Origin of the sequence: Streptomyces sp. Root1310 (genome assembly GCF_001426425.1) — a bacterium.
Lineage (GTDB): Bacteria > Actinomycetota > Actinomycetes > Streptomycetales > Streptomycetaceae > Streptomyces.
Map to the genome: position 1 here is coordinate 304356 of NZ_LMEQ01000032.1, position 24040 is coordinate 328395.

Here is a 24040-nt window from a genome sequence, read left to right on the forward strand (position 1 = left end):
GGTTGGTTCGACCGTGGGGGAAGGCAAGCACCATCGACGGGTGTCGGCGCCAATGCCCCTTGTGCGCCCCCCGGTGGTCGAGCGCGCCCCGCCTCAGTCCCGCCCGTACTGCTCACGATGGGCGAAGGCCGCCCGCAGGTCCGGCTCGCCCACCGCGCGGATCCCGCGTACGGCGACGGAGGTCAGATAGGTATGGTCGTCCCCCGTGCCGCCGGCGTGCCGCGCCAGCGCGCCCAGCAGCCGCTGCCCGGCCGGAGAGGCCCAGCGCGAGTAGGGATGCACCTCCACCCGCGCTATGGCGAGGCAGCTCAGCGTGAGCGCCAGGGGCAGCGCGAACCAGAGCGCGACGAGGTTGCGGGGTATGTCCGGGGTGGCGGGGACCAGCAGGGCGGTGGCGCCCAGCGCGAGGACGGCCACGGCGGCGACCCGTACCTGCCGCACCCCGGCCGCGACCGTCGTGCGGGCCCCGTCGGGCACCGCGAGACCGGCGCGGACCAACCGGTCGGCGAGGCCGCCCACCGCGTCCGCGGCGGCCGCAGCCGCCCGCGCCGGGGCGATACGGGACTGCCCCTCGGGCCCGATGGCCCCTATGACCGACCGCTCCATCTCGTCCCGCCCGCGCGGGTCCACCACGGTCGCCCAGCCCGTGCGGGCGAGCACCAGCCGCCGCTGCCGCGCCATCGAGACCATGGTCAGGTCGGCGACCCTGCCCGGACCACCGGACAGGAAGGCCGCCTCGTAGAGCGTCAGATCGTGTTCCCCGCCGGCGTTCTCGTCGACGGCCGCCGCCCGTACGGCGGCCAGGCACAGCCGTGTGCACGCCGCACCCGCGACGGCCCATGCCAGCAGCAGGAGAAGCACCCAGACCATGCCGCGTTTCTATGCCATGCGCACCGAGAAACACCATGCCTTGTTCACCATACGGACCGAGCGTTGTGGGTATGTGACGTTCCGCTTGCCCCGTCCGGCCCTAGGAAACGGTCTCGCAACCGGTGTCAGTCGCCGGGCGGCGGGCTGGCCGCGGCCGGCGGGAGCGTGTAGGTGGGGGACGCCGACGGGGTCACCGGCACGGCCGACCCGGGGTCGGCCGTCGGGCCCGGCGGGCCGGGGGAGCGGGTGATCGGCGGCGTGCTGCCGGCGGCCATGTCCCGGGCGAGGGCGTCGAAGTCGACGAACCCGGTGGCCTCCAGGATCTTGATGTGGTCCAGCACGGTGGTGTTGGCGTCGTCGGCGAGCTCACGCACCAGCGAGTTGCGGGTACTGGCCCGCACCTGGGCGACGACGGAGAAAACCCGTCCGTGCGCGAGACGCAGGATGTTGGCGAACTTCCAGTCGTACTGCTCGCCCTGCGCCGCGTCGAGCTCGCCCAGCCAGCCCTGCTGCTGCTCGTTGGGCTCGTTCGGCAGCGCCAGGCCCAGCCGGGAGGCGACGGTACGCACGCGCTCGTCCAGGAAGGTGTGCCCCTCGACCAGGTGCCGGCCCGCCGTCCGTACGGCCTCCGTCGTGCCCTTCGTCTGCGCCTGCTGACCGGCGGGCAGCTCCCAAAGACCCGCCAGCCGGACCTTCGTGACGAACTCCCGGTCCAGCGCGGACAGCGGTCCGTACTGCGTCGACACCGTCTGCGCGTTCAGTACGTCCACTCCGGTGCCCGAACGGTCGGCGTACGACCAGATCGGGAACACCAGCGCCGCCAGGGTCGCCGCCAGGCCCGTGATGATGAGCCCGGTTCCGCTGAAGATGCCTCTGCCCTGGACGGGCGGTCGCGGCCGCATGGGGTGCCTCCTGCTCGCGGCACTGCACGCTAGTGCGCTTCGGTTTGCGGGACTGGCTGGCATATTACTGCGCCTGCGCCGCCAACTGCCGTACGGGGGTAAACGGTTGCAATGGGAGTATCTCGGGCGAAACGGAAGGGGTGAACCAGTCCTTGAAACGGGAGAAATGCAGTGAAAGCAGTGCGGGAACGTTGTGGGAGCGATTGCGGTGCGCGTCGCGGGCCGTGCGGTGTTAACCCCGGCACACTCGGGTGGCCCACGGCCCAGGCTTCCTCACCGTCGAATCCACGTCCGGCCCACCCGTCCCGCCCGTCCCAACCGTGACTTCGGCCTCGGCGCGGGGCCCGAGCGGTCCAGCCACCAGCGCCGCAGTTCGCGGCGGGCCCGGCCCTCGGTCAGCCGTCCCCCCAGGAGCGTCTGCTCGGCGAAGTCGAGGGCGTCCTGCCGGTAGCCGCCGTGCATCGGGTGGCTTTGGGCGTAGGCGATGAACGCGTTGCGGTAACCGCTTCCGAGAATGAGCGGCAGCTCCGGGGCCACCTTCGCGACCACGTCCGCCCGCTTCGCCGCCAGCGCCCGGGCCTGTACGCCGAGCCGCACCCGGTCGAAACCCTCGGGAACCGGCGTCCCGGCGACCAGTGCGGACAGCAGCGCCGCCTGCGCGAGCCCGAGGCGCTGACGAGTGGCCTCGTCGAGGGCGGCCGGGCCCGGCTCCGAGATCGGCGGGGCGCCTCCGTCCCCCGATGCTGTCCTGGTCCCGATACCCATCGCGGTCGCGGTCCTGGGCATGGTCCTGGTGCCGATCCCGGTCGCGGTCCTGGTCCCGACGCCCGTTCCCGGCGTCGGGGCGTGCTCCCCCGTGGCCGAAGAAGCTCGCGCGGGGGCACCTTCCCGCTCGCCCGCCTCGACGGCCGCCCTGATCGTGCCCAACTCCCGCTCCAGCTCAGCCGGTTCGGGGAAGTTCTCGTCCCGCTCCAGCAGCACCCCCGGCGGCGACACCCGGGACGCGAGGTCGGTGAGGATGTCGAGGACCGGCCGGGGCACCGGGTGGGCGTGACTGTCGTGCCAGACGCCGTCCCGCTCGAAGCCGCCCGCCACATGGACGTAGGCGATGGCCTCCAGGGGCAGTTCGGCGAGCGCCTTGGCAGGGTCCTCGCCCCGGTTGACGTGGTTGGTGTGCAGGTTGGCCACGTCGATGAGCAGCCGTACGCCCGTGCGGTCGGCCAGCTCGTACAGGAACTGTCCCTCGGTCATCTCCTCGCCGGGCCACGCGATGAGCGCGGCGATGTTCTCGACGGCGAGCGGCACGGGCAGCGCCTCCTGCGCGATGCGCACGTTCTCGCACAGCACGTCGAGGGCGTCGCGGGTGCGCGGCACCGGCAGCAGGTGCCCCGCCTCGAGCCGCGGGGACGCCGTCAGGGGGCCGCCCGCGCGGACGAACGCGATGTGCTCGGTGACCAGCGGCGAACCCAGTGCCTCGGCCCGCTCGGCGAGCGCGGCCAGCCGTCCCGCGTCGGGTCGCTCCGCATCTCCCAGCCCGAGCGAGACGCCGTGCGGGATCACGGTGACCCCGCGCTCGCGCAGCCGGAGCAGGGAGTCGGGCAGATGCCCGGGGCAGAGGTTCTCGGCGACGGCCTCGACCCAGTCGATGCCCGGCATGCGCTCGACGGCGTCCGCGATCTCCGGCCGCCAGCCGATCCCCGTCCCCAGTCGCCTCATGGTCCCCGCCTCCTTAGTGCCCCCTGCGTGGTGACGGTGGTATGGCCCCGCCATCGACGCCCGAACCGCCCGCCACCCTCCTTCAGAGCAACATTTGAGGTTCGGGCGGGAGGACCGGGGAGCCACGGGGGCGCCGACTGGCGGGGCGGGGCGGGGCGGGGGATGGCCTGCGGTGAGCTCCGGGACTACCGACTACCGAATGCGGGCGCCGGGCTCCGGAGCCAGGGAGCCATGGATCAGCGGGCCCGTAGGGCCGGGTGGTCGGCGACCACCGTGCAACTGCCCGGGGCGATCTCGGTGAACCCGGCGTCCCGCACCAGCGGCAGTCCGCTCTCCGTCAGCTCACGCCACCGTCGCGGATCCGCGGTCCGCACGGCGAGCGGAAAACCCGCCTCGCGCCAGGCGGTCCGCTCCGCGTCCGACAGCTCCCACCAGGCGAGCTGCGCGCCGTGCCCGGCCTGCGCCATCGCCTTGCCCGCGGACATGCCGACCTCGGGGTTCTGCCAGATCACGGGAGCCGTCGCGTCGATGTCGACCGGCGGCTCAGGATCCTCGAGATCGGTTCCGGAAACCTGCAGCTTCGCCAGGTCCTTGGGCCAGCCGTCCAGCGGAACAGGCGGGAAAACCCTTACTTCCGCCGCCTTGCCCATGACCGTGATGCCGGGCAGCGCCTCCGCCCGCCGCCACTCGGCGCCCCGCGCCCGCCGCACCACCTTGCGGATCCGGGCGTCCTGCCAGTCACGCACGTCCGCCGCCCACTCGCCCTCGCCCAGCGCCCGCTCGTCGGCGAGGAGGGTCAGTACGGCTCGCGCTGCCGTCTCCAGCGCGTCCGTGCGGGCCGGCGGGTCGGCACGCTCGATACGGACCACCAAAGGCAGGACGAACTGCGGAGCCTCGTCCCGGGTCGAACGTTCGGAACGGAAGGGGCTGTCGCCGGGAACGGCCGGATCACTGGTCACGTCCTCCAGTCTGCCAGGTGGAAGATCCAGGCAACCGCGAGGGAAAGGACGGTCCGCATGCCACGTGAGCTACGGCTGGAGGCCGTGGGGCGCCGCTACGGCATGCGCGGCCCCTGGGTGTTCCGCGACGTGCACCTGAACCCGGCGTCCGCCACCCTCACCCGCGTCGACGGCCCCAACGGCACCGGGAAGTCCACCCTGCTCCGCCTCCTCGCCCGCATCGACGCCCCGACCGAGGGCAAGGTCACCGGCGCCCCCCGAACCGCCTACGTTCCCGAACGTTTCCCCGCCGCCCTCCCGTTCACCGCCCTCGGCTACCTCACCCACCTCGGCGCGGTCCACGGCCTGTCCCGTGCGGCCGCCGAGCGGGCCGCGGGCGACTGGCTGGACCGCTTCGGCGCCACCGCCCACGCCCACACCCCGATGAGCCGCCTCTCCAAGGGCAGCAGCCAGAAGGTCGCCGTGGCACAAGCACTCCTCGCCGAACCGGAGTTGCCGATCCTGGACGAGGCCTGGACCGGACTCGACACCGACGCGCGCGCCGAACTCGAACGTGCCGTCGCCGAGCGGACGGCCGCCGGATCGGCCGTCGTCTTCGTGGACCACGACCCCCGCCGCCTCGCGGGCCGGGCCGACGCCGAGTACACGGTCCGCGACGGCACTCTCCACCGCCGTGCCGAAGCGGAGCCGACCGCCGCCCAAGACGGCCCGCACACGACCATCGAGGTGCACGGCCCGACCGCCCCGCTCCCACCGGAAGCACTCCGGCTGGCCACCACCACCGAGGAGACTGCCGACCGCACCCACCGGCTCACCGTCCCCGCCTCCCACTCCGACGTCCTGCTCCGCGCCCTGCTGACCGCCCGCCCACCGTGGCACGTGGTGAGCGTCCGTCCGGACGGGAGCCGCCACCGATGACCGCCCTCCTGCGCTATCAGACCGCCCTGCTCCTGCGCTCGCAGCGCTGGCTGCCCCCGTTCCTCCTGTACGCCGTCTTCCTGGGCGTCGGCGTGCAGGGAGGCCAGCCGCTGCTGGACTCGCTCGGCTATGCGGCAGCGTTCCTGCTGCCCGTCGCCGCCTGGCTGGTCCGGATCTGTGTCACCAACGAGCCCCCGGCCGCCCGCACCGTCGTCGCGGCTGCGGTCGGGCCCGGGCGCGCGCACCTGGCCTGTGTCCTGGTCGCGCTGACCACGGCCGTCGTGTTCGGTACGGCGGCGACGACGACGGTCACGCTCATCAGCGACCCGGTCGGCAACGACCACGACAAGCGCGTTCCGGTCCTGGAGGCCGCCGGGGCCGGACTGCTCGCCGTCCTGACCTGCGCCCTGCTCGGCGCGGCCGTGGGCGCGCTCACCGCCTGGCCCGTGCTGCGCTCGCCCGGCCGCGCGGTCCCCGCCCTGCTGCTGGCGGCCCTGCTGGCGCTGGTGGTGACCGGTTCCCCGGCGCAGGCGGCGGTGAGCGGCCTGGTCAGCGGCTCCCGGTCGGCGACCGTCCATGTGCCGCTCCTGCCCCTGGCCGCGGCAGCCCTGCTGAGCGCGGTGGCGACGGCTGTGGCGTGCGCGCTCACGTCACGTCGAGCACCGTGAGGCGGGGAGGTCCGGGGGAAGCGGTTACGCGGCTTGCGCGGCAACAAACGAACGGGCGTCGGTGATGTGTGCATCGGTAACCGATTACGGGGGTGGGTCAGCGCACGGGCGCCGGTAACCGATTGCAGGGGTTGGCGAACGAACGGGCGCCAGTAACCGATTGCGCGTCGATGAGACGATCAGGCGCCGGGAAGCGGTTACGCGCCGAACAGACACTCACGCGACGGTAACCGGTTACGCGTGCGCGAGGCGATCGCACGTCGGTAAGCGATCTCGAATCAGCGACCGGGCGCGGCGCTCGTCGGCGGCCCACCCGCCGGCGAGCGGCCGCCTTCCGGAGCACGCGACGCCCCTGACCCGGGCGGGCAACCGGTTGCTCGCCCGGAAAGCAACCGGTTGTGCGGAGAAAACGGGTCTCGCGAGCGAGCACACGGGCACTCCGAGCAGCCGGTCACCCCGAGCACGCCGTCCGCTGGGCCTCCTGCCACTCGCACACCGGGCACAGCGTGATCCCCTTGTACGACTCCGGATACTCCGTCGGCTTCCGGCACAGCACGCACTCCGCGTACGGCGGCCCCTCGGCCCTGGGCGGCGTGGTGGCGTCGATCAGGCAGTACTCGCGGTCACTGTCGTCGCTCATACCTCCAGCGTACGTAAGCGACGACGGCGTACGCCTCGCAGGCGGACCGACGTGCGAGGCGGGCGAGGTCCAGGTGACCGGCGGGGTCGGGCCGGTGAGGCGTACGGGGTTCACCGCCGTCCGCTCGCCGCCCCGATCAGCTCGGACACCTTCACGAACCGGTACCCCTTACGGCGCAGTTCCGGGACGATCGTCCGCACCGCCTGCTCGGTCGTCGGGGCGGCGCTGCGCGTGCAGTGCATGACGACGACGGAGCCGGGCCGGACCCCCTCCAGCACCTGCCGGGCCACCGCGTCCGCGTCGGTCGCGAACGCGTCCCCGCTCACCACGTCCCACTGCACGGCCGTCACGCCCATGCCGCTCACCGCGCGCAGCGCCCGCCGGTCGTAGCAACCGCCGGGAAATCGGAAGTAGGGCATCGCGTCCGGCACCCCGGCCCTGCGGAAGGCCGTGAACGCCCGCTCCACGTCGGCGCGCATCCTGTCCTCGGGGACGGTCGGCAGGCCGTAGCAGTCGTCGGTGAAGGCGTAGTGGCTGTAGGAGTGGTTGGCGACCTCGAAGCCGGGGTCGTGGCCGAGGGAGCGGGCCTGGTCCGGGTACTCCTCGGCCCAGCGGCCGGTCATGAACACCGTGGCCGGCACCTTCAGCGCGCGCAGTGCCGCGATCAGCCCCGGGTTGTCGAAGTGCTCGCCGGCCGCCGCGCGGGCCCCCTGGTCGGCCGTCATGTCGGCGTCGAAGGTGAGGGCGACCCTCTTGTCGGCGGTGCGGGGCGCGTTGCTGAACACGGGGGTGAGACCGGCCGGACCGGGGGCCAGCGTGGGGGGCCGGGCGGGGGCGAGGGAAGTGTGCGCGGGGGCCGCCGGGCGCAGGGCACGTGGAGCGTGGGGGCTGCCGCAGGCGCTGAGGGGGGCGAGGGCGGCCCCGAGAGCGCAGAGGGCGGCGAGGCGGCGTACGGGAAGGATCATCATATGAAGTTATGAGGGTTGTGCCGGCATTTGTTGCGATGGGTGACCGCGCCTCCGGTCGTTCACCCGCCCGGGCTCTCGATCCTTCGGGAAGCGCCCCGGCTCTCGGTCCCCGGGACGCCCCCGGGCGGGCGGAGCCGCGAAGCCTTCGCCTCCCCGGCGCTTCCCCGTGACGTCGCGGCGCGGTCGAGCGGGCCGGGAGCTGCCCCGCCGGGGGCCCCGGACGCCGCACGCGCCGGACGCCCCGGAAGCGGTACGCGCGCCGGAAACGGCACGCGCCGGACGCGCCGGGGGGCCCCGCCGTGTCGGGGCCCCGCCTCGCGGATCCGGACTAGCGCCGCCAGGGCCCCGTGACGGCGAAGGTCGTCCCTGGGGTGTAGCAGTTGACGTACATCGTGTCGCCGTCGGGGGAGAAGGTGACGCCGGCGAACTCGCCCCACTCGGGGGCCTGCGGCGTTCCGATGTTCTGGCGGCCCCGCGCCATCGCGTACACCTCGCCGCCCCTGGTCACGCCGAAGACGTGCTGGGCGCCGTTGCCGTCCTCGCAGACCATCAGGCCGCCGCTGGGCGCGAGGCAGATGTTGTCCGGGGACTCGCCCGGGAGCTGGATGTCCGTGTCCGGGCCGAAGGCGATGACCAGGGTGAGGCGGCGGAGCTTGGGGTCGTACCGCCAGATCTGGCCGAAGTGGTCGGCCGCCGAGCCGTCCGAGCCGCGCGCGAACGACGACACGAAGTACACGCAGTGCCCGCCCCAGTAACAGCCCTCGAGCTTCTGGGCGTGGGTGATGCCCTTGGGGCCGAAGTCCTGCAGACGGACCGGGGTTTCGACGGCGAGGGGGTCCGGTACGTCGACCCACTCGATACCGTCGAAGGAGGCGCCCGTCTCCTGGATCGAGGACAGGTCCGGCACGCCGGGGACGCGCATCGCCTGGAGACGGCCGCCCGCGCGCAGCGAGCCCGCCCCGCCCAGCGGTTTCTTCGGGAGAAAGCGGTAGAAAAGGCCGAACGGCTCCAGGAACGCGTCCTCGGTTTCGTAAACGATTCCGAGACGCGGGTCGACGGCGATCGCCTCGTGCTGGAAGCGGCCCATCGCGGTCAGCGGGACGGCCCCGCTGCGGCGCGGGTCGGACGGGTCGACCTCGAAGATGAAGCCGTGATCCTTCGTGTAACCGTTTGTGCCGGCTTTGTCCTCGGTCTCCTCGCAGGTCAGCCAGGTGTGCCACGGGGTGGGTCCGCCCGCGCAGTTGACGGCCGTACCGGCGATGGCCACCCGCTCGGCGAGCACGTTGTTCCGGGAGTCCAGCGTCAGGGCGGTACAGCCGCCCTTGCCCGCCGGGTCGTAGGTCAGACCTTCGACCGTGGGGACGGGGAACTTCGCCGTGGGGCGGTTCTCGTGGTTGCGGACCAGGTGGACGCGGCCGCCGCGGCCGGGCAGCGCCGTCATGCCGTCGTGGTTCGAGGGCACAGGGCCCTCGCCGGAGCGCAGCGGTTCGCCCTCGCGGGAGAGGACGCGGTAGCGGAAGTGCGCGGGAAGGTCGAGCAGGCCGTCCTTGTCGGGTACGAGGGGGCCGTAGCCGTCCTGGCCGAGGCTCTGCGCGGCGGCCGTGCCCGCGAAGAGGTCGGAGAGGGCGCCGGTGAACGCGATGCTCGCGCCCACTCCCAGGGCACCGGTACCGGCGAGGATCTGACGTCGTGTCGCAGACATGGGAAAACCTTCCTGCTGGCGGACAGGAACTGTGATCCCGCTGTGTCTATCACCCGGAGTGCGCCCCGGGAACCACGCGCGTAGCTCGTGTCACTCGGCCACGTCCTTCGGAGAGGGCGGCGGTCCAGGCGGCAGCAGCGGCTGTTGCGGGGGCTCTTGCGGTGACCGGTGCGGTGCTTCCTGCGGGGGCTGTTGTGGAAGCGGTTGCTGGGCCTTTTCCAGGAAGCGCAGCAGTTCCACCGGGAACGGCAGGACGAGGGTGGAGTTCTTCTCCGCGGCGACCGCCACCACCGTCTGGAGCAGCCTCAGCTGGAGCGCCGCGGGCTGCTCGGACATCTCCTTCGCGGCCTCGGCGAGTTTCTTCGACGCCTGGAGTTCGGCGTCGGCGTTGATGATCCGGGCCCGCCGCTCGCGGTCGGCCTCGGCCTGCCGGGCCATCGAGCGCTTCATGGTGTCCGGCAGGGACACGTCCTTGATCTCCACCCGGTCGATCTGCACGCCCCAGCCGATGGCGGGGCTGTCGATCATCAGCTCCAGGCCCTCGTTGAGCTTCTCCCGGTTCGACAGCAGGTCGTCCAGCTCGCTCTTGCCGATGATCGAACGCAGCGAGGTCTGGGCCATCTGCGAGACGGCGAAGCGGTAGTCCTCGACGTTGATGATCGCGGCGGCGGCGTCCACCACCCGGAAGTACACCACCGCGTCGACCCGCACGGTGACGTTGTCGCGGGTGATGCCCTCCTGGGCGGGGATGGGCATCGTCACGATCTGCATGTTGACCTTGCGCAGCCGGTCCACGGCCGGGACGACGAGGGTGAACCCCGGGGGGCGGACGTCGCCGCGCAGCCGGCCGAGCCGGAGGACGACGCCGCGTTCGTACTGCTTGACGATCCGCGCCGCGGCCCCGAGGTACACGAGGCCTCCGGCGGCGACCGCCGCGGCCGCGCCCAGCAGCTCCTGGAGCATGACGACCTCCTCGGCGAGAGGCCCGTAAGAGCGTTTCCGTCTGCTTCTGCCTGTTCTTTAACGATATGCCCGCTGTCCGGCCCGGGGCCACGCCCCGAGTCCCGGGCCGGACGGCGCGTGGGGCGGGCTACCCGGTCGCCACCGGTTCGGTGACCTTCACCGGCTCCGTGCCGGCCGCGCTGTGCCGTTCGGCCCAGCTCTCCAGTGCCGTACGGCAGGCGTGGTCGAGGTGGTGCAGACCGGAGAGGTCCAATTCGACGGGGCGGTCCTGCGGGAGGGCCTCCAGGTTGTCGAGGATCTTCGGCAGCCGCAGGAACGTCGCGTTCCCCGAGAGGTACGCCTGGACGGGGCCGGCGCCCTTGTCGACGACCTCCAGCCTGATGTGCGAGGCCTCCCAGGCCGTCTTGGCGACGGCCAGCGCGAGACCGATGAGAACACCCTCGAACATGCTGACCGCGACGATCGACACGGCCGTGACGACCAGGATCAGCGCCTCGCCGCGGTGCTCGCGCCACAGGCCCGCGATCGTCCGCACCGGTACCAGTTTGGTGCCCGCGTGGACGAGGACGCCGGCCAGCGCCGGGATGGGTATGTACGCCAGCACGTCCGGCAGCAGGGCCGCGAACAGCAGCAGCCACACGCCGTGCAGGACGCGCGACGCCTTCGTCCGCGCGCCCGCCTGCACGTTGGCCGCGCTGCGCACGATCACCGCGGTCATCGGCAGCGCGCCGAGCGCCCCGCAGATCGCGTTGCCCGCGCCCTGGGCCATCAGCTCCTTGTCGTACTCGGTGCGCGGACCGTCGTGCAGCCGGTCCACCGCGGCCGCGCTGAACAGCGACTCGGCGGACGCGATCAGGGTGAACGCGACGATCGTGCCGAGCAGGCCGACGTGCGCCAGCTCGCCGAAGGAGCTCAGCGACGGCGGCTGGACGGAACCGAGCAGGCCCTGCACCTCGACCGTGGCCACCGGCAGGTTCAGCAGCAGGGCGGCGAGCGTGGCCAGGCCCACCGCGGCGAGCGGGCCGGGCACCGTACGCGCCGTCGCCGGCAACCGCTTCCACAACACGAGCACCGCGATGGTGCCGGCGCCGATCGCGAGCGAGGCCAGCGCGGAGGTACTGCCGACCGCGTCCACGACGGCCCCGGGCAGTCCGGCGATCTTCCCGAGGCCGGACGACGGCGCCTTGGCGCCCGCCATCGCGTACAGCTGACCGGCGATCAGCACCAGGCCGATTCCGGCCAGCATGCCCTCGACGACCGAGACCGAGATGGCCCGGAAGTAGCGGCCCAGCTTCAGGGCGCCCATGACGAGCTGGAGGACGCCCGTGGCGAGGACGATCACTCCGAGGGCGGGCAGGCCGAACTCCTGCACCGCCTCGAAGACCAGCACGGTCAGTCCGGCCGCCGGACCGGACACCTGGAGGGAACTGCCTCGCAGCAGACCGGTGACGAGGCCGCCGACGATGCCGGTGACGAGCCCCAGCTCGGCCGGCACGCCGGAGGCCACGGCCACGCCCACACACAGCGGCAGCGCGACCAGGAAGACGACGAGAGAAGCGGCGAAGTCCTGCTTGAGGTGGGGGAACCGGGATATTCGCCCGGCGGGCCCCTGGCCCGTCGCGGCGCTCACAGGGCCTCGAAACCGTCGGTGTCCACACGGTGTTCGCGCACGGCACCGGTGTGCACCTCGTAGTACCAGCCGCGCACCCGCAGCCGTCCGTCGGCCAGCCGCTTCTCCACGCACGGGTAGGAGCGCAGCCGCAGCAGCTGGGCGAGCACGTGGTTCTGCACCGCCCGCATGACCGTGGGGTCGTCGGGGTCGGCGGCGCCCGGTTCGTCCGCGGCGTGCGCGAGCCAGTCGCGTACGGCGGGGACGCCGTCGAGGTCGTCGCCGCGCACCAGCGCGCCGACGGCACCGCAGTGCGAGTGGCCGCAGACGACGACGTCCTGGACGCCGAGCACCTCCACGGCGTACTCGATGGTGGCCGCCTCGCCGGTGGGGCGGTCGGAGCCGTAGGGGGGAACGATGTTGCCCGCGGTGCGCAGCTCGAACAGCTCGCCGGGACGGGCGCCCGTGATCAGGGCGGGAACGACCCGCGAGTCGGAGCAGGTGATGAACAGGACCTGGGGGGACTGGCCGTCTGCGAGTTTGGCGAACTCCTCAGGGCGCTGTCCGAACGTACGGGCGTTGTCGATGAGGGGCTGCATGACGTGGTGACTCCTCCTGGCGCGCCGTGGGGGCGCGTCGGACGTGCAGGACACAGGACAGGTGGGGGACTGCTGTTCTGCTCTGCTCTCTCAGCAGCGGAAGACCTGCAGGGCCGCCGGAGAGTGGGCCGCCGAGGATCTCGACGAGCGGTGATAGGGGTCGCCGGGCCGGGGTGGCTGATGCGCGGCCGCGGGATCCTGCGCCAGCAGCGCGCGCTCGGGCTCCTGGGGAGTCGAGGCGGCCGGGGCGGAGGTGGCGGCGCGGTGGCGGTCGCGGGTGCGCAGCGGATCGGCGGGGCCGCCGGAGCGGTCGCAGTCGCGGAACGTGACGACCTCGTCGCGCATCGCTTTGCCGGAGTGTTTGAATCCGGGCTGGGTCTTGGCCTCGACCTGACGCATCGTGTGCGCGTGTGCGAAGGGTGGCGCGGGTGCGAAGAAAGGGAGGGCGAGCAGGACGGCGGCGAGGACCGAGAGGACGGTCCGGGTCGTCGCACCTCGGAACATGCGCCCCCCTCCGGTCGGTTCGCGTTTCTAGTCCAGACCAACGGTTGGTCAATCACTGGTCAAGAAACACGTTAACCCTGCAAGGTTGTTTGCAGGGTTAACTCGACGTTGCGAGATGAAGTGCGCCTCAAAACGGAGGGATTCTTGGCGCGAACCGACTCTTGACCCGACGGCCAAGATCGTTTATTGGGGCTCGACGAGTCGTTTGGCGTCGCGGGCCAGCGCGGTGAGCCGGGAGATCGCGCGGAAGTACTTCTTGCGGTAACCGCCGTTCAGCATCTCCTCGCTGAACAACCGGTCGAAGGGGAGCCCGGAGGCGAGGACCGGGACCTCGCGGTCGTAGAGCCGGTCGGCCAGGACCACCAGCCGAAGGGCCGTGGACTGGTCGGGCACCGCCCCCACGTCCGTCAGGCAGACCGCCTTCAGGCCATCGGTCAGCGCGCCGTAGCGGCTGGGGTGGACCTTGGCGAGGTGCTCCAGCAGATGCGGGAAGTCGTCGAGCGAGGCGCCCTCGGTGGCGTAGGCCGCCTTCGTCACCTGCTCGTCGGAGTACGGCGCCGGCGCCTCGGGCAGGCCGCGGTGGCGGTAGTCCTCGCCGTCGATGCGCAGCGCGCGGAAGTGCGCCGACAGGCCCTGGATCTCCCGCAGGAAGTCGGCGGAAGCGAACCGGCCCTCGCCGAGCTTGCCCGGGAGCGTGTTGGAGGTGGCGGCGAGCGCGACGCCCGCCTCGACCAGCTTGCCGAGCAGTGTCGACACGAGGACGGTGTCGCCCGGGTCGTCCAGTTCGAACTCGTCGATGCACAGCAGCCGGTGCCCGGAGAGGGTTCGTACCGTCTGCTGGAAGCCGAGGGCGCCGACCAGGTTCGTCAGCTCGACGAAGGTGCCGAAGGCCTTGAGGGCGGGCTCCGCCGGGGTGGCGTGCCACAGGGACGCGAGCAGGTGCGTCTTGCCGACGCCGTAGCCGCCGTCCAGGTAGACGCCGCGGGGTCCGGCGGGGACCTTGGGCGCCTTCGGCCTGCCGAAACCGAGGAACCCCCGCTTCGCGCCGCCGGTGGCGTGCGCTCCGCCGAGTCCGGTCGCGAACCCCTCCAGGACGCCGACCGCCTCGGTCTGGCTGGGCTGGTTGGGATCCGGGATGTAGGTGCTGAATCGGACCGAGTCGAAGCGTGGCGGCGGCACCATCTCGGCGACCAGCCGGTCCGCGGGGACATGCGGCTGGCGGGTGCAGAGGGACACCGGGGCCGCGTCGGCTATCGGGCTGAGGCCGGGGGCGGGGGAGGAGGACGACACGGTTCCCCATGCTACGGGGCGTGCCAGACTGCCTGGCATGCGACGGCTGTTCCCTGTGACCGACCAGACAGTGACGACCGACTCCGGCGGCACGCCGCTCGGGGCCCCCGGCGAGGGCGGTGGCGAAGGGGGTGGCGCGGCGGAGGACCGCGAGTGGAGCCTCGGCGAACTCGCCGACGCCTACGCCTACCCCGAGCCCGGTCCCGGCGGGCCGGGACCCTGGCTGCGGGCCAACATGGTGTCCACGCTCGACGGGGCCGCCCAGCACGACGGGCGCTCCCAGCCCATCTCCACCGCCACCGACATGCGGATCTTCGGGACGCTGCGCGGGCTCGCGGACGTGGTGGTCGTGGGCGCGGAAACGGTACGTCTGGAGGGATACCGTCCGGCACGCGCGCGTGCCGAGTTCGCCGCGCGGCGCGAGGCGGCCGGGCAGGGACCCGCCCCGGCCGTCGCGGTGGTCACCGCGAGCCTCGACCTGGACTTCTCGCTCCCGCTCTTCACCTCGCCGCTGGTCCCCACCCTGATCCTGACCGGCGCCGCGGCGGCCCCCGGGAGGGTCGCGGCCGCGGAGAAGGCGGGCGCGCGCGTGGTGATCGCCGGTGACGGCACGGGCGTGGAGCCGGCCCGGGCGGTAGGGGCGCTCGCCGAGCTCGGGCACACCCGGCTGCTGACGGAGGGCGGGCCCCGCCTGCTGGGCCAGTTCGTGGCCGCCGGGGTGCTCGACGAGCTCTGTCTGACCGTCTCCCCGATGCTCGCCGTCGGCGACGCGCAGCGGATCGCGGGCGGGCCGTCGGTCGCGGTTCCGCGGCGATTCGCGCTGGTCTCCCTCCTGGAGGAGGAAGGTTTCCTGTTCAGTAGGTATCGACGGCCGTGATGCGGATAGGAGTTCGATCGTCACCGTCGGTCCCGAAAGGGCGGAATCAACCGTTCCGTTTGGCGTCCGGCGGGCACACTGAATCTCGCAGTCCCCGTACGCACACGGGGAAGGATGGTTTCCGCAGGGCCGCCAACGGCCCACGGAGGAGAGAGGGCCACGGGGGTCCTCGAAGGAGAATGGGGCGCTGGTGTTCACAAGCGTTTTGATGATCGAGAAGGCCCTGACGTCCGCCGACGTGGAGTTCGTCAGCACCTTGCACGGGGACGAGCCGGTCACCTTCCAGGTGCTGCTCCAGCCGCGCGGCGACCAGGCGGACCGCTTGCTGCGGGCCATCGACGACGTGGCTCTCGGTGAGCTGGACGAGGCGGCACGCGAGGGCGAGACGCCCGAGGGCGACGAGGCGAAGGGGTTCGGCGTGCGGGCCCTGGAGGTGTCCTTGCAGGCCCTGCACGCGGCGGGCCACGACGCGGTCGGGCGCCTCGTCGAGGACCATCCGCTGGACGCGCTGAAATCCCTGGTGGCGGAGGCGGGGGCGGACGAGGTGATCGTGCTGACCGACCCCCACTACGTCGAGGAGTTCTTCCACCGGGACTGGGCCTCCCGGGCGCGGCACAAGGTGGGGGTCCCGGTGCTGAAACTCTTCTCCCACAGCAAGGCGTGAGCGGACGCCTGCGAGGGGCTGCGAGGGCCCGCGACGGCGGACTCCTGTGATGTGCGGGTGCGGGTGCCGGTGTGATCCCGGTGCCGGTGCGGGACGGGTGCACCGTGACCGCCCGTGACCGCTCGCGCCCCCGCCGCGCGCTCGTCCGTCGATACGGCCCCGCGCCCCTGGGTGGGTGCGGTGGGCCTCGCGCAATAGGGTGGGGGCGCACCGAACCGTCGTAGCGCACCCTGGGAGAACACGCATGGCACCCGGCCTTCCTACCGCCATGGACCGACCGCACTTCATCGGCATCGGTGGGGCGGGGATGTCGGGGATCGCGAAGATCCTGGCTCAGCGCGGCGCGAAGGTGGCCGGCAGTGACGCCAAGGAGTCCGAGACCGCGGCGGCGCTGCGGGCGCTCGGCGCGACCGTGCACATCGGCCACGCCGCCGACCACCTGGCCGACGACGCCAGCTGTGTCGTCGTGTCGTCGGCGATCCGCGCGGACAACCCGGAACTCGCCCGCGCGGCCGAGCTGGGGATCCCGGTGGTCCACCGTTCGGACGCGCTCGCCCGGCTGATGGACGGGACGCGTCCGATCGCCGTCGCGGGCACCCACGGCAAGACGACCACCACCTCCATGCTCGCGGTGTCGCTGTCCGAGCTGGGCCTCGCCCCTTCGTACGCGATCGGCGGCGACCTGGACGCGCCCGGTTCCAACGCGCTGCACGGCGACGGCGAGATCTTCGTCGCCGAGGCGGACGAATCGGACCGCAGCTTCCACAAGTACGCGCCCGAGGTCGCCATCGTCCTCAACGTCGAGCTGGACCACCACGCGAACTACGCCTCGATGGACGAGATCTACGCGTCCTTCGAGACCTTCGCCCGGAAGATCGTGCCCGGCGGCACCCTGGTGATCGCCGCCGACCACGAGGGCGCGCGGGAGCTGACCCGGCGGGTCGAGGGCGTACGGGTGGTGACGTACGGGGAGGCCGAGGACGCCGACGTGCGGGTGCTGTCCGTCGTCCCCCAGGGGCTGAAGAGCGAGGTGACCGTGCTGCTCGACGGGCAGCAGCTCACCTTCACGGTCTCCGTGCCCGGACGCCACTACGCGCACAACGCCGTCGCCGCGCTGGCCGCGGGCGTCGCCCTCGGCGTCCCGGCCGCGGAACTGGCCCCCGCCCTGGCCGCGTACACGGGCGTCAAGCGCCGGCTCCAGCTCAAGGGCGAGGCGGCGGGCGTCCAGGTCATCGACTCCTACGCGCACCACCCGACGGAGATGACGGCCGACCTGGAGGCGATGCGCGCGGCGGTCGGCGACGCCCGCATCCTCGTCCTCTTCCAGCCGCACCTGTTCTCCAGGACGCAGGAACTCGGCAAGGAGATGGGGCAGGCGCTGGCCCTCGCGGACGCTTCCGTCGTCCTCGACATCTACCCCGCCCGCGAGGACCCGATCCCGGGCGTGACCAGCGAGCTGATCATCGACGCGGCCCGGGCGGCGGGCGCGGACGTGACCGCGGTGCACGACAAGGACCGGGCACCGGAGGTCGTGGCGGGAATGGCGAAGGCGGGTGATCTCGTTCTCACCATGGGCGCGGGCGACGTGACGGACCTGGGCCCGCGCATTCTGGACCGTCTTTCCCAGTAAGGGGCTGAGGCTCATGTCGTACGACGTCGAAAAGCCGGACGAGCAGTGGCGGACGGAGCTGACGCCGGCCGAGTACGCCGTGCTGCGGCAGGCCGCGACCGAGCCCGCGTTCACCGGTGAGTACACCGACACCAAGGCCGAGGGCGTCTACTCCTGTCGCGCCTGCGGTGCCGAACTGTTCACCTCGCGGACCAAGTTCGACTCCCACTGCGGCTGGCCGTCCTTCTTCGACCCGAAGGACACCGACGCCGTCGAGCTGATCGAGGACCGCTCGCACGGGATGCTGCGCACCGAGGTGCGCTGCGCCCGGTGCGGTTCGCACCTCGGACACGTGTTCGCGGGCGAGGGGTATGCGACCCCGACCGACCAGCGGTACTGCATCAACAGCATCTCGCTGCGGCTGGCGACGGACGGCGAGGTCTGACGGCGAGGTCTGACGGTGAGGTCTGGCGGCAAGGCCCGAGGGTGATGCGTGGTGGTGTGGCCTGGCCGTGAGGTGGCCGGGGAAGGGTGCCGGGGAGGCCGGCCGGCGAGAGGTGCCGGGTCACAGCTGCTTGCGCTGTACCAGCGCCGAGAGCACCAGCATCCCGGGCAGCAGGGGCAGCCACACCGTCAGCACCCGGTAGCCGATGACCGTCGCCGTGGCGAGGGCCAGCGGGGTGCCGTACCCGGCCAGGGTGAGGACGAGGGCCGCGTCGACCGGGCCGATACCGCCGGGTGCGGGGACGGCACCGGCCGCGGTGCTCGCCGCGAGGAACGCGAAGAGCAGCTGAGGCCAGGACAGGGGCAGGCCCAGCGCCGTTCCCACCGAGGCCACCACGCTCGCCTGGATCAGCGGCGCCGCGACCGCACCGCCCCACAGAGGGAGGAAGCGGGCTGGGCGCGTGTGCAGATGCCGGGCATCCGTGAGGGCCGTCCGGACGAAGTTCAGGGCGGGACCGCGCAGCGGCCGTACGACGACGAGCAGCGCCGCGGTCGCCGCGGGGGCCAGCAGGAGGCCCGCGGCGGCCAGCAGCAGCGTCCGTCCCTCCGGAAGAAGCCTGGCGGGAGGTACGGCGCTGGGCGCGGCGAGCAGGAAAATCAGCACAACCGGTGTCTTGGCCACGGCTCTGACCAGGGAGTACAGGGCGATCGAGGCGGTGGCGCGGGGGAGGGCGACCCCCTGGCGTTGCAGGAAGCGGACCGTGACCGCGTGGGCGCCGATGCTCGCGGGCAGTATGTGGTTCGCGGCGCCCGCGGCGATCTGGGAGGCCACCAGCAGACCGGGTGGCAGCCGGTCCGGGATGGCCCCCTGGCGGACGCAGGCCGCGGCGACCGAGCCCAGGTAGGTGAAGAGGAGTCCGGCCAGCAGCCACCAGGGGTCGGCGGTGGCGAGCAGGGCGGTGCCGTCCCGCACGGCGTGCCAGTCGACCACCGCCCACACCGCGAGCAGCAGGATCGGGGACAGGGTGAGGGCCCGGCGGGTGGCGGTGGCGGCCAGGGGGCGGCGGCGGTCTTCCGCGAGCGGGGGCCGGGGCGGTGGCGGGGACGCGGGGTCGTCGAGGGGCAGCAGGGACACGGCGCACGTCGTCCTTCCGCGTCGTGACCGCGCGCGGCGGCGCGACGGATCGGGCCTGGGGAGGGGACGGGGAAGTCGTTCCCCTCCGGTGTGACGGTGCGGTGTCCGTGAGCCGACGGAGCGCGGGCCGAAGGGCGACCGCAGTGCGGTGATGCGGGGTGCCGTGCGGCTGGTGCCGGGAGGCGAGGTGCTGTGCGGTGCTGTGCGGTGCCGTGAGGCGGGGGGAGGTGCGGTGAGGCTGTGGGATTTCTGCCCGTACCCCCCGGGGTTCATCCCGGGCACGCCCCGAGGTTCACCGGCGCGCAGTACGGGCGGCCCTCCGGGTGTGCCCGTCGGTCGCCTACGGGAACGACGGAAAGTTGTTCCCGCCGCACCGAAGGAGCAGCTCAGCTCTGCGGAAGCGTGCGCGTTCCCGCGGCGGGCCTCTCCACAACGGGTGATCGTTCGGTTGCGGTTGCGGTTGCGGTTGCGGTTGCGGTTGCGGTTGCGGTTGCGGCTGCCGCGGGCGCGGGTCGGGTGGGGTCGTGCTGTTTCGTGTCGTACCTGCCGTGCCGTGCCGTGCCGTGCCGTGCGCAGAGCCTCCCGGATCCCGATTCTTTGCGTTACCGCGTTACCGCGTTACCGCGTTGCTGGTCCACCGGCGCCCCGCTCGGCCGTGACCGGTCCCCTCGGCAGCGTCACCGTGAACACCGTGATCCCCTCCGCGTCGCCCAGCTCCAGCGTGCCCCCGTGCGCCCGCGCCAGGGACCGGGCGACCGACAGGCCGAGGCCGCTGCCGCCACGGTCACGGCTTCGGGCCTTGTCGACCCGGTAGAACCGGTCGAAGACACGGTCGCGGTCGCCCGGCGGGATGCCGGGGCCCTTGTCGGTTACGTGGACGCGTGCCGTGTCCGGCGAGACGGCGACCTCGACGCGGACCGCGGTGCCGGCGGGGGTGTGCACGGCCGCGTTGGTGAGGAGGTTGTCCAGGACCTGGCGGATGCGGTGCGGATCCATCCGCAGCGGTACGGCGACCGGGCCGGGGGACACCGTCAGCGGATGGCCGGGATGGCTCGCGCGGAACGCGTCGGCCGCCTGCTCGACCAGGTCCACGAGGTCGCCGTCCTCCATCCGCAGGGGCGTCTCCACCTCGGCCGCGTCCAGGCGGGCGAGCAGCAGCAGATCGTCGAGGAGGAAGCCCATCCGGGCGGCCTCGGCACGGAGTCGGGCCAGGTGCTTGTCACGTTCCTCGGGCGCGTTGGCGGCCGCGTACTGGAAAAGGTCCGCGTAACCGCGTACCGACATCAGCGGCGTGCGCAGTTCGTGCGAGGCGTCGGCGACGAAGCGGCGCAGGCGCTGTTCGGCTTCCGCCCGCACGGCGAGAGAGTCGTCGATGTGCTGCAACATCGTGTTGAAGGCGGTGCGCAGCTCCTCGACCTCCGGACCGCCGCCGGGGGCGTCCGCGCGCAGATGCAGCCGGGACGCCGACTCGGTCAGGTCGTGCGAGGCGATGCCGTGCGCGGTGTGCGCCATGTCGCTCAACGGTTTCAGACCTTGTTTCAGCATCCGTCGGCCGAACACCACGAGCGCCAGCAGGGCGAGGCCGAAGGCGACCACCTGCACGGTGATCAGCTGGCGCACGGTGCCGTCGATGTCCTCAGTCGGCGCGGCACTGACCAGCACGACCCCGGGCGAGACCTCGCAGGCGCGCAGCAGATAGGTGCCCTCGCCGTCGATCCGTACCGTGCGGGTGACGTCGGCGTCGACATCCTCCATCCGCCGGGCGAGGGCGGTGAGCGCCGTGGTGTCCGAAGGCACGTCCGCGGGCTTGCGCAGCACGGCCGACCCCGCCGAGACGTCGTACACGGCGGTGTACCAGCCGTAGTACGGCTTGCGTTCCACGATGCCGTGCGCCTTGGCGTCCTTGGTCTGCACGACCTGGACCAGTTTGATCTGGTCCCGCAGCTGATGGTTCAGGTAGTCCCGCATGTACATGGTCAGCGTGGCGCCGACCACCGCGAACACCACCAGCGACAGCGCGCCCAGGCCGAGTGCCAGCCGGGTGCCGAGCCGCAGTCTGCGGTACGCGTGCCGGAAGCTGCCGATCACTCGGCAGCCTGCCGTATCACGTACCCGAAACCGCGTACCGTCTGGATCAGCGGGTCGTCGCCCGTCGTGGCGAGCTTGCGGCGCAGTCGGCTGACGACCAGTTCGACGACGTTGGAACGGCCGCCGAAACCGTATTCCCACACATGGTCGAGGATCTGCGCCTTGGTGAGCACGGTCGGCGACTTCCGCATCAGATAGCGCAGCACCTCGTACTCGGTGGGGGTGAGCGTCAGTAGTTTCCCGCCGCGCCGGACCTCCCGGGTGTCCTCGTCCATGGTCAGGTCCGACACCCGCAGCACGGAGCGCTGGGCACCGGGACCGGCGCTGCGCCGCAGCACGGTCCGCAGCCGGGCCATCAGCTCCTCCACGGCAAACGGTTTCACCAGATAGTCGTCCCCGCCCCGGGTCAGCCCCGCGACGCGGTCGGCGACCCCGTCGCGTGCCGTCAGGAACACCACCGGCACCATCGTCCCGCTGTGCCGCAGCCGGTCGAGCACGCCGAAGCCGTCGATGTCGGGCAGCATCAGGTCGAGCACCACGATGTCGGGGTGGAAGTCGGCGGCGCGGCGCAGCGCCTCCGCACCCGAGTTCGCGGTGACCGCGTCCCAGCCTTCGTAGCGGGCGACCGTCGCCACGAGATCGGCGATCGGCGGGTCGTCGTCCACGACGAGGAGTCGTACTTTTTCCACCCGCTCATACTGCGCCACACACCCCGCGGCGCCAGACCCGCGTCTCCTGTGCGCGCGGATCGATAAGATCTTGAAAGTTGGACGACAGGAAATCGACAGCGAAGCACGGACAAGCTCTGTGTTCTGAGGACCCGATCTAGGAGTTTCCGTCCGTGACGACCGTCCAATCGCCTCCCGTACCCCCCACGGCGATACGTCCCAAAGTAGTGGCCCGCACCGGCCTGTACGCCGTGCTGGCCGCGAACGCGGCCGTCGTGACCCTCTTCGCCGTCCAGGCCGGCTTCGCCTCCAACGCGCTCGTCGTGATCGGCCGCTTCGCCGGCCTGTACAGCGCCCTGCTGATGGCGTTCCAGCTGCTGCTGGTGGCCCGGCTGCCCTGGCTGGACCGCCGCATCGGCATGGACCGGCTGACCAACTGGCACCGCTGGACCGGTTTCAGCCTGTTGTGGACGTTGGTCGGCCATGTGGTGTTCATCACCTTCGGCTACGCCGAATCGTCGTCGCTGGACCCGGTGAGCCAGCTCGTCGACCTGGCCGAGACCGTCGAGGGCGTGCTGCGCGCCGCCGTCGCGATGGTGCTGATCCTGGTCGTCGGCGCCGTCTCCGGCCGCTGGGCCCGCCGACGCCTCGCCTACGAGACCTGGCACTTCGTCCACCTGTACACATACGTCGCCGTGGTGCTGGCCTTCACGCACCAGGTCGCGGTCGGGACGACCTTCACTGCGTCGTCCGCCGCCACGGCGTACTGGTACGCGGTGTGGGGCGTCGCCCTCGGCTCGGTGTTCCTGGGCCGGCTGGTCCTGCCTCTGTGGCGGAACTGGCGCCACCAGTTGCGCGTCGAGGCCGTCGTCCCCGAGGCCGACAACGTCGTAAGCGTTTACATCACCGGTCGTGACCTGGACCGCCTGCCCGCCCGGGCCGGCCAGTTCTTCCTGTGGCGGTTCCTGACCAAGGACCGCTGGTGGCAGGCGAACCCCTTCTCCCTCTCGGCCGCGCCCGACGGCACCAGGCTGCGCCTCACCGCGAAGGCGGCCGGCGACGGCTCCGCCGGACTGCGCCACCTCGAGCCCGGCACCCGCGTCTTCGCGGAGGGCCCCTACGGTGCCTTCACCGCCATGCACCGCACCCGGCCCGAGGCCCTGCTCATCGCCGGCGGCGTCGGCGTCACCCCGATCCGGGCGCTCCTCGAGGAGATCGACGGGCACGCGGTGGTCATCTACCGGGTGGCCGGCGAGCGGGACGCCGTGCTCTACGACGAGCTGAGCGAACTCGCCCTGGCCAAGGGGGCCGAGCTGCACCTGGTCACCGGGCCGCCGGTGCCGGACCGACTGGCGCCGCGTGAACTCGCCGCGCTCGTACCGGACATCGCGGAGCGGGACGTCTTCCTGTGCGGGCCGCCGCCGATGATGAACGCGGTCCTCGGCACCCTGCGCGAGCTGGACGTGCCCAGGCCGCAGATCCACTTCGAACGCTTCAGCCTGGCCGGATGAGAGATACGAGAACACCGTGAAGCGAGTAATCCCTGTCCTGGTCCTTTCCGTGGCGGGTCTGATCCCGGTCTGGCGCTACGAGCCGTCGACCGGTACGACATCCACCACCGAGGCCGCCTCGACGCCCTCCGTGTCCTCCTCCACGTCGTCCTCGGGCTCGGGATCGACCACGTTCACCGGTACGACCGTGGCCACGGAGAAGGGTGACGTCCAGGTCCGGATCACCTACGACGGCGACAAGATGACGGCTGTGCGGATGCTGAAGCAGCCGAATCATCCGCAGACGACCGCGGCGGTGCCGAAGCTGGTTGCGGAAACGCTTGCCGCGCAGAGTGCGGACATCGACACCGTTTCCGGCGCCACCGTCACGAGCGACGGTTACAAGGAGTCGCTGCAGGCCGCGATCGACGCCGAGGCGGCCGCCGCCACTGCGTCCCCCTCAGCATCGGCCTCGGGCTCGGCCGCCGCCTCGGCGTCCCGGACCGTGGCGGGCTCGACCGTGGCCACGGAGAAGGGTGACGTCCAGGTCCAGGTGACCTTCGAGGGCGACAAGATGACGGCTGTGCGGATGCTGAAGCAGCCGAATCATCCGCAGACGACCGCGGCGGTGCCGAAGCTGGTTGCGGAAACGCTTGCAGCGCAGAGTGCGGACATCGACACCGTTTCCGGCGCCACCGTCACGAGCGACGGTTACAAGGAGTCGCTGCAGGCCGCGATCGACGCGAAGGGCGCCTGA

23 protein-coding genes are annotated in these 24040 nt (G+C 72.1%); 8 read left to right on the forward strand and 15 right to left on the reverse strand.

Annotated features, from left to right (window positions below; all coding sequences use genetic code 11):
- Positions 1-93 precede the first annotated feature (93 nt).
- The 4 genes from ASD48_RS34570 to ASD48_RS34585 form a co-directional block, all read right to left on the reverse strand.
- Positions 94-870: a TIGR04222 domain-containing membrane protein gene (locus ASD48_RS34570; protein WP_057605814.1), complete on the reverse strand. Its 777-nt coding sequence runs from the start codon at positions 868-870 to the stop codon at positions 94-96.
- Between the two features lie 125 nt (positions 871-995).
- On the reverse strand, positions 996-1772 hold the full coding sequence (locus ASD48_RS34575; RefSeq protein WP_057605815.1) for a DUF4142 domain-containing protein: 777 nt from the start codon (positions 1770-1772) through the stop codon (positions 996-998).
- Positions 1773-2045: 273 nt separating this feature from the next.
- On the reverse strand, positions 2046-3488 hold the full coding sequence (locus ASD48_RS34580) for a DUF692 domain-containing protein (protein ID WP_057605816.1): 1443 nt from the start codon (positions 3486-3488) through the stop codon (positions 2046-2048).
- A 236-nt stretch (positions 3489-3724) separates the two neighbouring features.
- Positions 3725-4447: a peptidyl-tRNA hydrolase gene (locus ASD48_RS34585; RefSeq protein ID WP_057605817.1), complete on the reverse strand. Its 723-nt coding sequence runs from the start codon at positions 4445-4447 to the stop codon at positions 3725-3727.
- A 57-nt stretch (positions 4448-4504) separates the two neighbouring features.
- Here ASD48_RS34585 and ASD48_RS34590 point away from each other — a divergent pair, with 57 nt between their 5' ends.
- On the forward strand, positions 4505-5365 hold the full coding sequence (locus tag ASD48_RS34590; RefSeq protein WP_057605818.1) for an ATP-binding cassette domain-containing protein: 861 nt from the start codon (positions 4505-4507) through the stop codon (positions 5363-5365).
- On the forward strand, positions 5362-6033 hold the full coding sequence (locus tag ASD48_RS34595; protein WP_057605819.1) for a hypothetical protein: 672 nt from the start codon (positions 5362-5364) through the stop codon (positions 6031-6033). Before ASD48_RS34590 ends, ASD48_RS34595 begins: the two co-directional genes overlap by 4 nt.
- A 451-nt stretch (positions 6034-6484) precedes the next feature.
- Here ASD48_RS34595 and ASD48_RS34600 read toward each other — a convergent pair whose 3' ends face one another.
- From ASD48_RS34600 to zapE, 8 genes are all read right to left on the reverse strand, one after another.
- Positions 6485-6673, reverse strand: coding sequence for a hypothetical protein (locus ASD48_RS34600; RefSeq protein WP_057605820.1), 189 nt, complete (start codon positions 6671-6673; stop codon positions 6485-6487).
- 110 nt (positions 6674-6783) lie between these two features.
- Positions 6784-7638 carry a polysaccharide deacetylase family protein gene (locus tag ASD48_RS34605; RefSeq protein ID WP_057606101.1) on the reverse strand — a complete coding sequence of 285 codons (855 nt, stop codon included), beginning with the start codon at positions 7636-7638 and terminating at the stop codon, positions 6784-6786.
- 331 nt (positions 7639-7969) lie between these two features.
- Complete coding sequence (locus ASD48_RS34610) at positions 7970-9343, reverse strand: alkaline phosphatase PhoX (protein ID WP_057605821.1); 1374 nt, start codon at positions 9341-9343, stop codon at positions 7970-7972.
- Positions 9344-9433: 90 nt separating this feature from the next.
- Positions 9434-10306 (reverse strand): slipin family protein, encoded by an 873-nt coding sequence (locus ASD48_RS34615; RefSeq protein WP_057605822.1) that lies wholly within the window; start codon positions 10304-10306, stop codon positions 9434-9436.
- Between the two features lie 127 nt (positions 10307-10433).
- Positions 10434-11936 (reverse strand): SulP family inorganic anion transporter, encoded by a 1503-nt coding sequence (locus tag ASD48_RS34620; RefSeq protein ID WP_199876107.1) that lies wholly within the window; start codon positions 11934-11936, stop codon positions 10434-10436.
- A complete protein-coding gene (locus ASD48_RS34625) occupies positions 11933-12514 on the reverse strand; it encodes a carbonic anhydrase (RefSeq protein ID WP_057605823.1) in 582 nt (193 codons plus the stop codon). The genes ASD48_RS34620 and ASD48_RS34625 overlap by 4 nt, the downstream gene beginning before the upstream one ends.
- Positions 12515-12604: 90 nt before the next feature.
- Positions 12605-13018 (reverse strand): hypothetical protein, encoded by a 414-nt coding sequence (locus ASD48_RS34630; RefSeq protein WP_057605824.1) that lies wholly within the window; start codon positions 13016-13018, stop codon positions 12605-12607.
- 183 nt (positions 13019-13201) lie between these two features.
- Entirely contained in the window at positions 13202-14308 is a 1107-nt protein-coding gene (gene zapE / locus ASD48_RS34635; protein ID WP_057605825.1) for a cell division protein ZapE, read from the reverse strand.
- Between the two features lie 37 nt (positions 14309-14345).
- Here zapE and ASD48_RS34640 point away from each other — a divergent pair, with 37 nt between their 5' ends.
- The 4 genes from ASD48_RS34640 (at position 14346) to msrB (ending at position 17903) form a co-directional block, all read left to right on the forward strand.
- Positions 14346-15185 carry a pyrimidine reductase family protein gene (locus ASD48_RS34640; RefSeq protein WP_057605826.1) on the forward strand — a complete coding sequence of 280 codons (840 nt, stop codon included), beginning with the start codon at positions 14346-14348 and terminating at the stop codon, positions 15183-15185.
- Positions 15186-15375: 190 nt separating this feature from the next.
- Positions 15376-15849: an indole-3-glycerol phosphate synthase gene (locus ASD48_RS34645; protein WP_199876109.1), complete on the forward strand. Its 474-nt coding sequence runs from the start codon at positions 15376-15378 to the stop codon at positions 15847-15849.
- Between the two features lie 244 nt (positions 15850-16093).
- Positions 16094-17479 (forward strand): UDP-N-acetylmuramate--L-alanine ligase, encoded by a 1386-nt coding sequence (gene murC / locus ASD48_RS34650; protein ID WP_057605828.1) that lies wholly within the window; start codon positions 16094-16096, stop codon positions 17477-17479.
- 13 nt (positions 17480-17492) lie between these two features.
- On the forward strand, positions 17493-17903 hold the full coding sequence (gene msrB, locus ASD48_RS34655; protein ID WP_057605829.1) for a peptide-methionine (R)-S-oxide reductase MsrB: 411 nt from the start codon (positions 17493-17495) through the stop codon (positions 17901-17903).
- Positions 17904-18023: 120 nt separating this feature from the next.
- Here msrB and ASD48_RS34660 read toward each other — a convergent pair whose 3' ends face one another.
- The 3 genes from ASD48_RS34660 to ASD48_RS34670 all read right to left on the reverse strand — a co-directional run bounded on the left by ASD48_RS34660 (position 18024) and on the right by ASD48_RS34670 (position 21814).
- On the reverse strand, positions 18024-19037 hold the full coding sequence (locus ASD48_RS34660) for a lysylphosphatidylglycerol synthase domain-containing protein (protein WP_057605830.1): 1014 nt from the start codon (positions 19035-19037) through the stop codon (positions 18024-18026).
- A gap of 618 nt (positions 19038-19655) precedes the next feature.
- A complete protein-coding gene (locus tag ASD48_RS34665; RefSeq protein ID WP_057605831.1) occupies positions 19656-21125 on the reverse strand; it encodes a HAMP domain-containing sensor histidine kinase in 1470 nt (489 codons plus the stop codon).
- Positions 21122-21814 (reverse strand): response regulator transcription factor, encoded by a 693-nt coding sequence (locus tag ASD48_RS34670; RefSeq protein WP_079074192.1) that lies wholly within the window; start codon positions 21812-21814, stop codon positions 21122-21124. The genes ASD48_RS34665 and ASD48_RS34670 overlap by 4 nt, the downstream gene beginning before the upstream one ends.
- A gap of 152 nt (positions 21815-21966) precedes the next feature.
- Between ASD48_RS34670 and ASD48_RS34675 the strand changes: the two genes are divergently transcribed.
- Complete coding sequence (locus ASD48_RS34675; RefSeq protein WP_057605833.1) at positions 21967-23304, forward strand: ferredoxin reductase family protein; 1338 nt, start codon at positions 21967-21969, stop codon at positions 23302-23304.
- Between the two features lie 16 nt (positions 23305-23320).
- The gene (locus tag ASD48_RS34680; protein ID WP_057605834.1) at positions 23321-24040 is read left to right on the forward strand and encodes an FMN-binding protein; all 720 of its coding nucleotides are present in this window, start codon (positions 23321-23323) and stop codon (positions 24038-24040) included.

What these genes read in the sequence shown, in the direction of transcription:
- ASD48_RS34630 (WP_057605824.1), bottom strand. Translation starts at nt 13,018, where the DNA reads ATGTTCCGAGGTGCGACGACCCGGACCGTCCTCTCGGTCCTCGCCGCC.
- ASD48_RS34600 (WP_057605820.1), bottom strand. Translation starts at nt 6,673, where the DNA reads ATGAGCGACGACAGTGACCGCGAGTACTGCCTGATCGACGCCACCACG.
- ASD48_RS34640 (WP_057605826.1), top strand. Translation starts at nt 14,346, where the DNA reads ATGCGACGGCTGTTCCCTGTGACCGACCAGACAGTGACGACCGACTCC.
- ASD48_RS34590 (WP_057605818.1), top strand. Translation starts at nt 4,505, where the DNA reads ATGCCACGTGAGCTACGGCTGGAGGCCGTGGGGCGCCGCTACGGCATG.
- ASD48_RS34575 (WP_057605815.1), bottom strand. Translation starts at nt 1,772, where the DNA reads ATGCGGCCGCGACCGCCCGTCCAGGGCAGAGGCATCTTCAGCGGAACC.
- ASD48_RS34580 (WP_057605816.1), bottom strand. Translation starts at nt 3,488, where the DNA reads ATGAGGCGACTGGGGACGGGGATCGGCTGGCGGCCGGAGATCGCGGAC.
- ASD48_RS34610 (WP_057605821.1), bottom strand. Translation starts at nt 9,343, where the DNA reads ATGTCTGCGACACGACGTCAGATCCTCGCCGGTACCGGTGCCCTGGGA.
- ASD48_RS34570 (WP_057605814.1), bottom strand. Translation starts at nt 870, where the DNA reads ATGGTCTGGGTGCTTCTCCTGCTGCTGGCATGGGCCGTCGCGGGTGCG.
- ASD48_RS34615 (WP_057605822.1), bottom strand. Translation starts at nt 10,306, where the DNA reads ATGCTCCAGGAGCTGCTGGGCGCGGCCGCGGCGGTCGCCGCCGGAGGC.
- msrB (WP_057605829.1), top strand. Translation starts at nt 17,493, where the DNA reads ATGTCGTACGACGTCGAAAAGCCGGACGAGCAGTGGCGGACGGAGCTG.
- ASD48_RS34625 (WP_057605823.1), bottom strand. Translation starts at nt 12,514, where the DNA reads ATGCAGCCCCTCATCGACAACGCCCGTACGTTCGGACAGCGCCCTGAG.
- ASD48_RS34595 (WP_057605819.1), top strand. Translation starts at nt 5,362, where the DNA reads ATGACCGCCCTCCTGCGCTATCAGACCGCCCTGCTCCTGCGCTCGCAG.
- ASD48_RS34605 (WP_057606101.1), bottom strand. Translation starts at nt 7,638, where the DNA reads ATGATCCTTCCCGTACGCCGCCTCGCCGCCCTCTGCGCTCTCGGGGCC.
- murC (WP_057605828.1), top strand. Translation starts at nt 16,094, where the DNA reads ATGGCACCCGGCCTTCCTACCGCCATGGACCGACCGCACTTCATCGGC.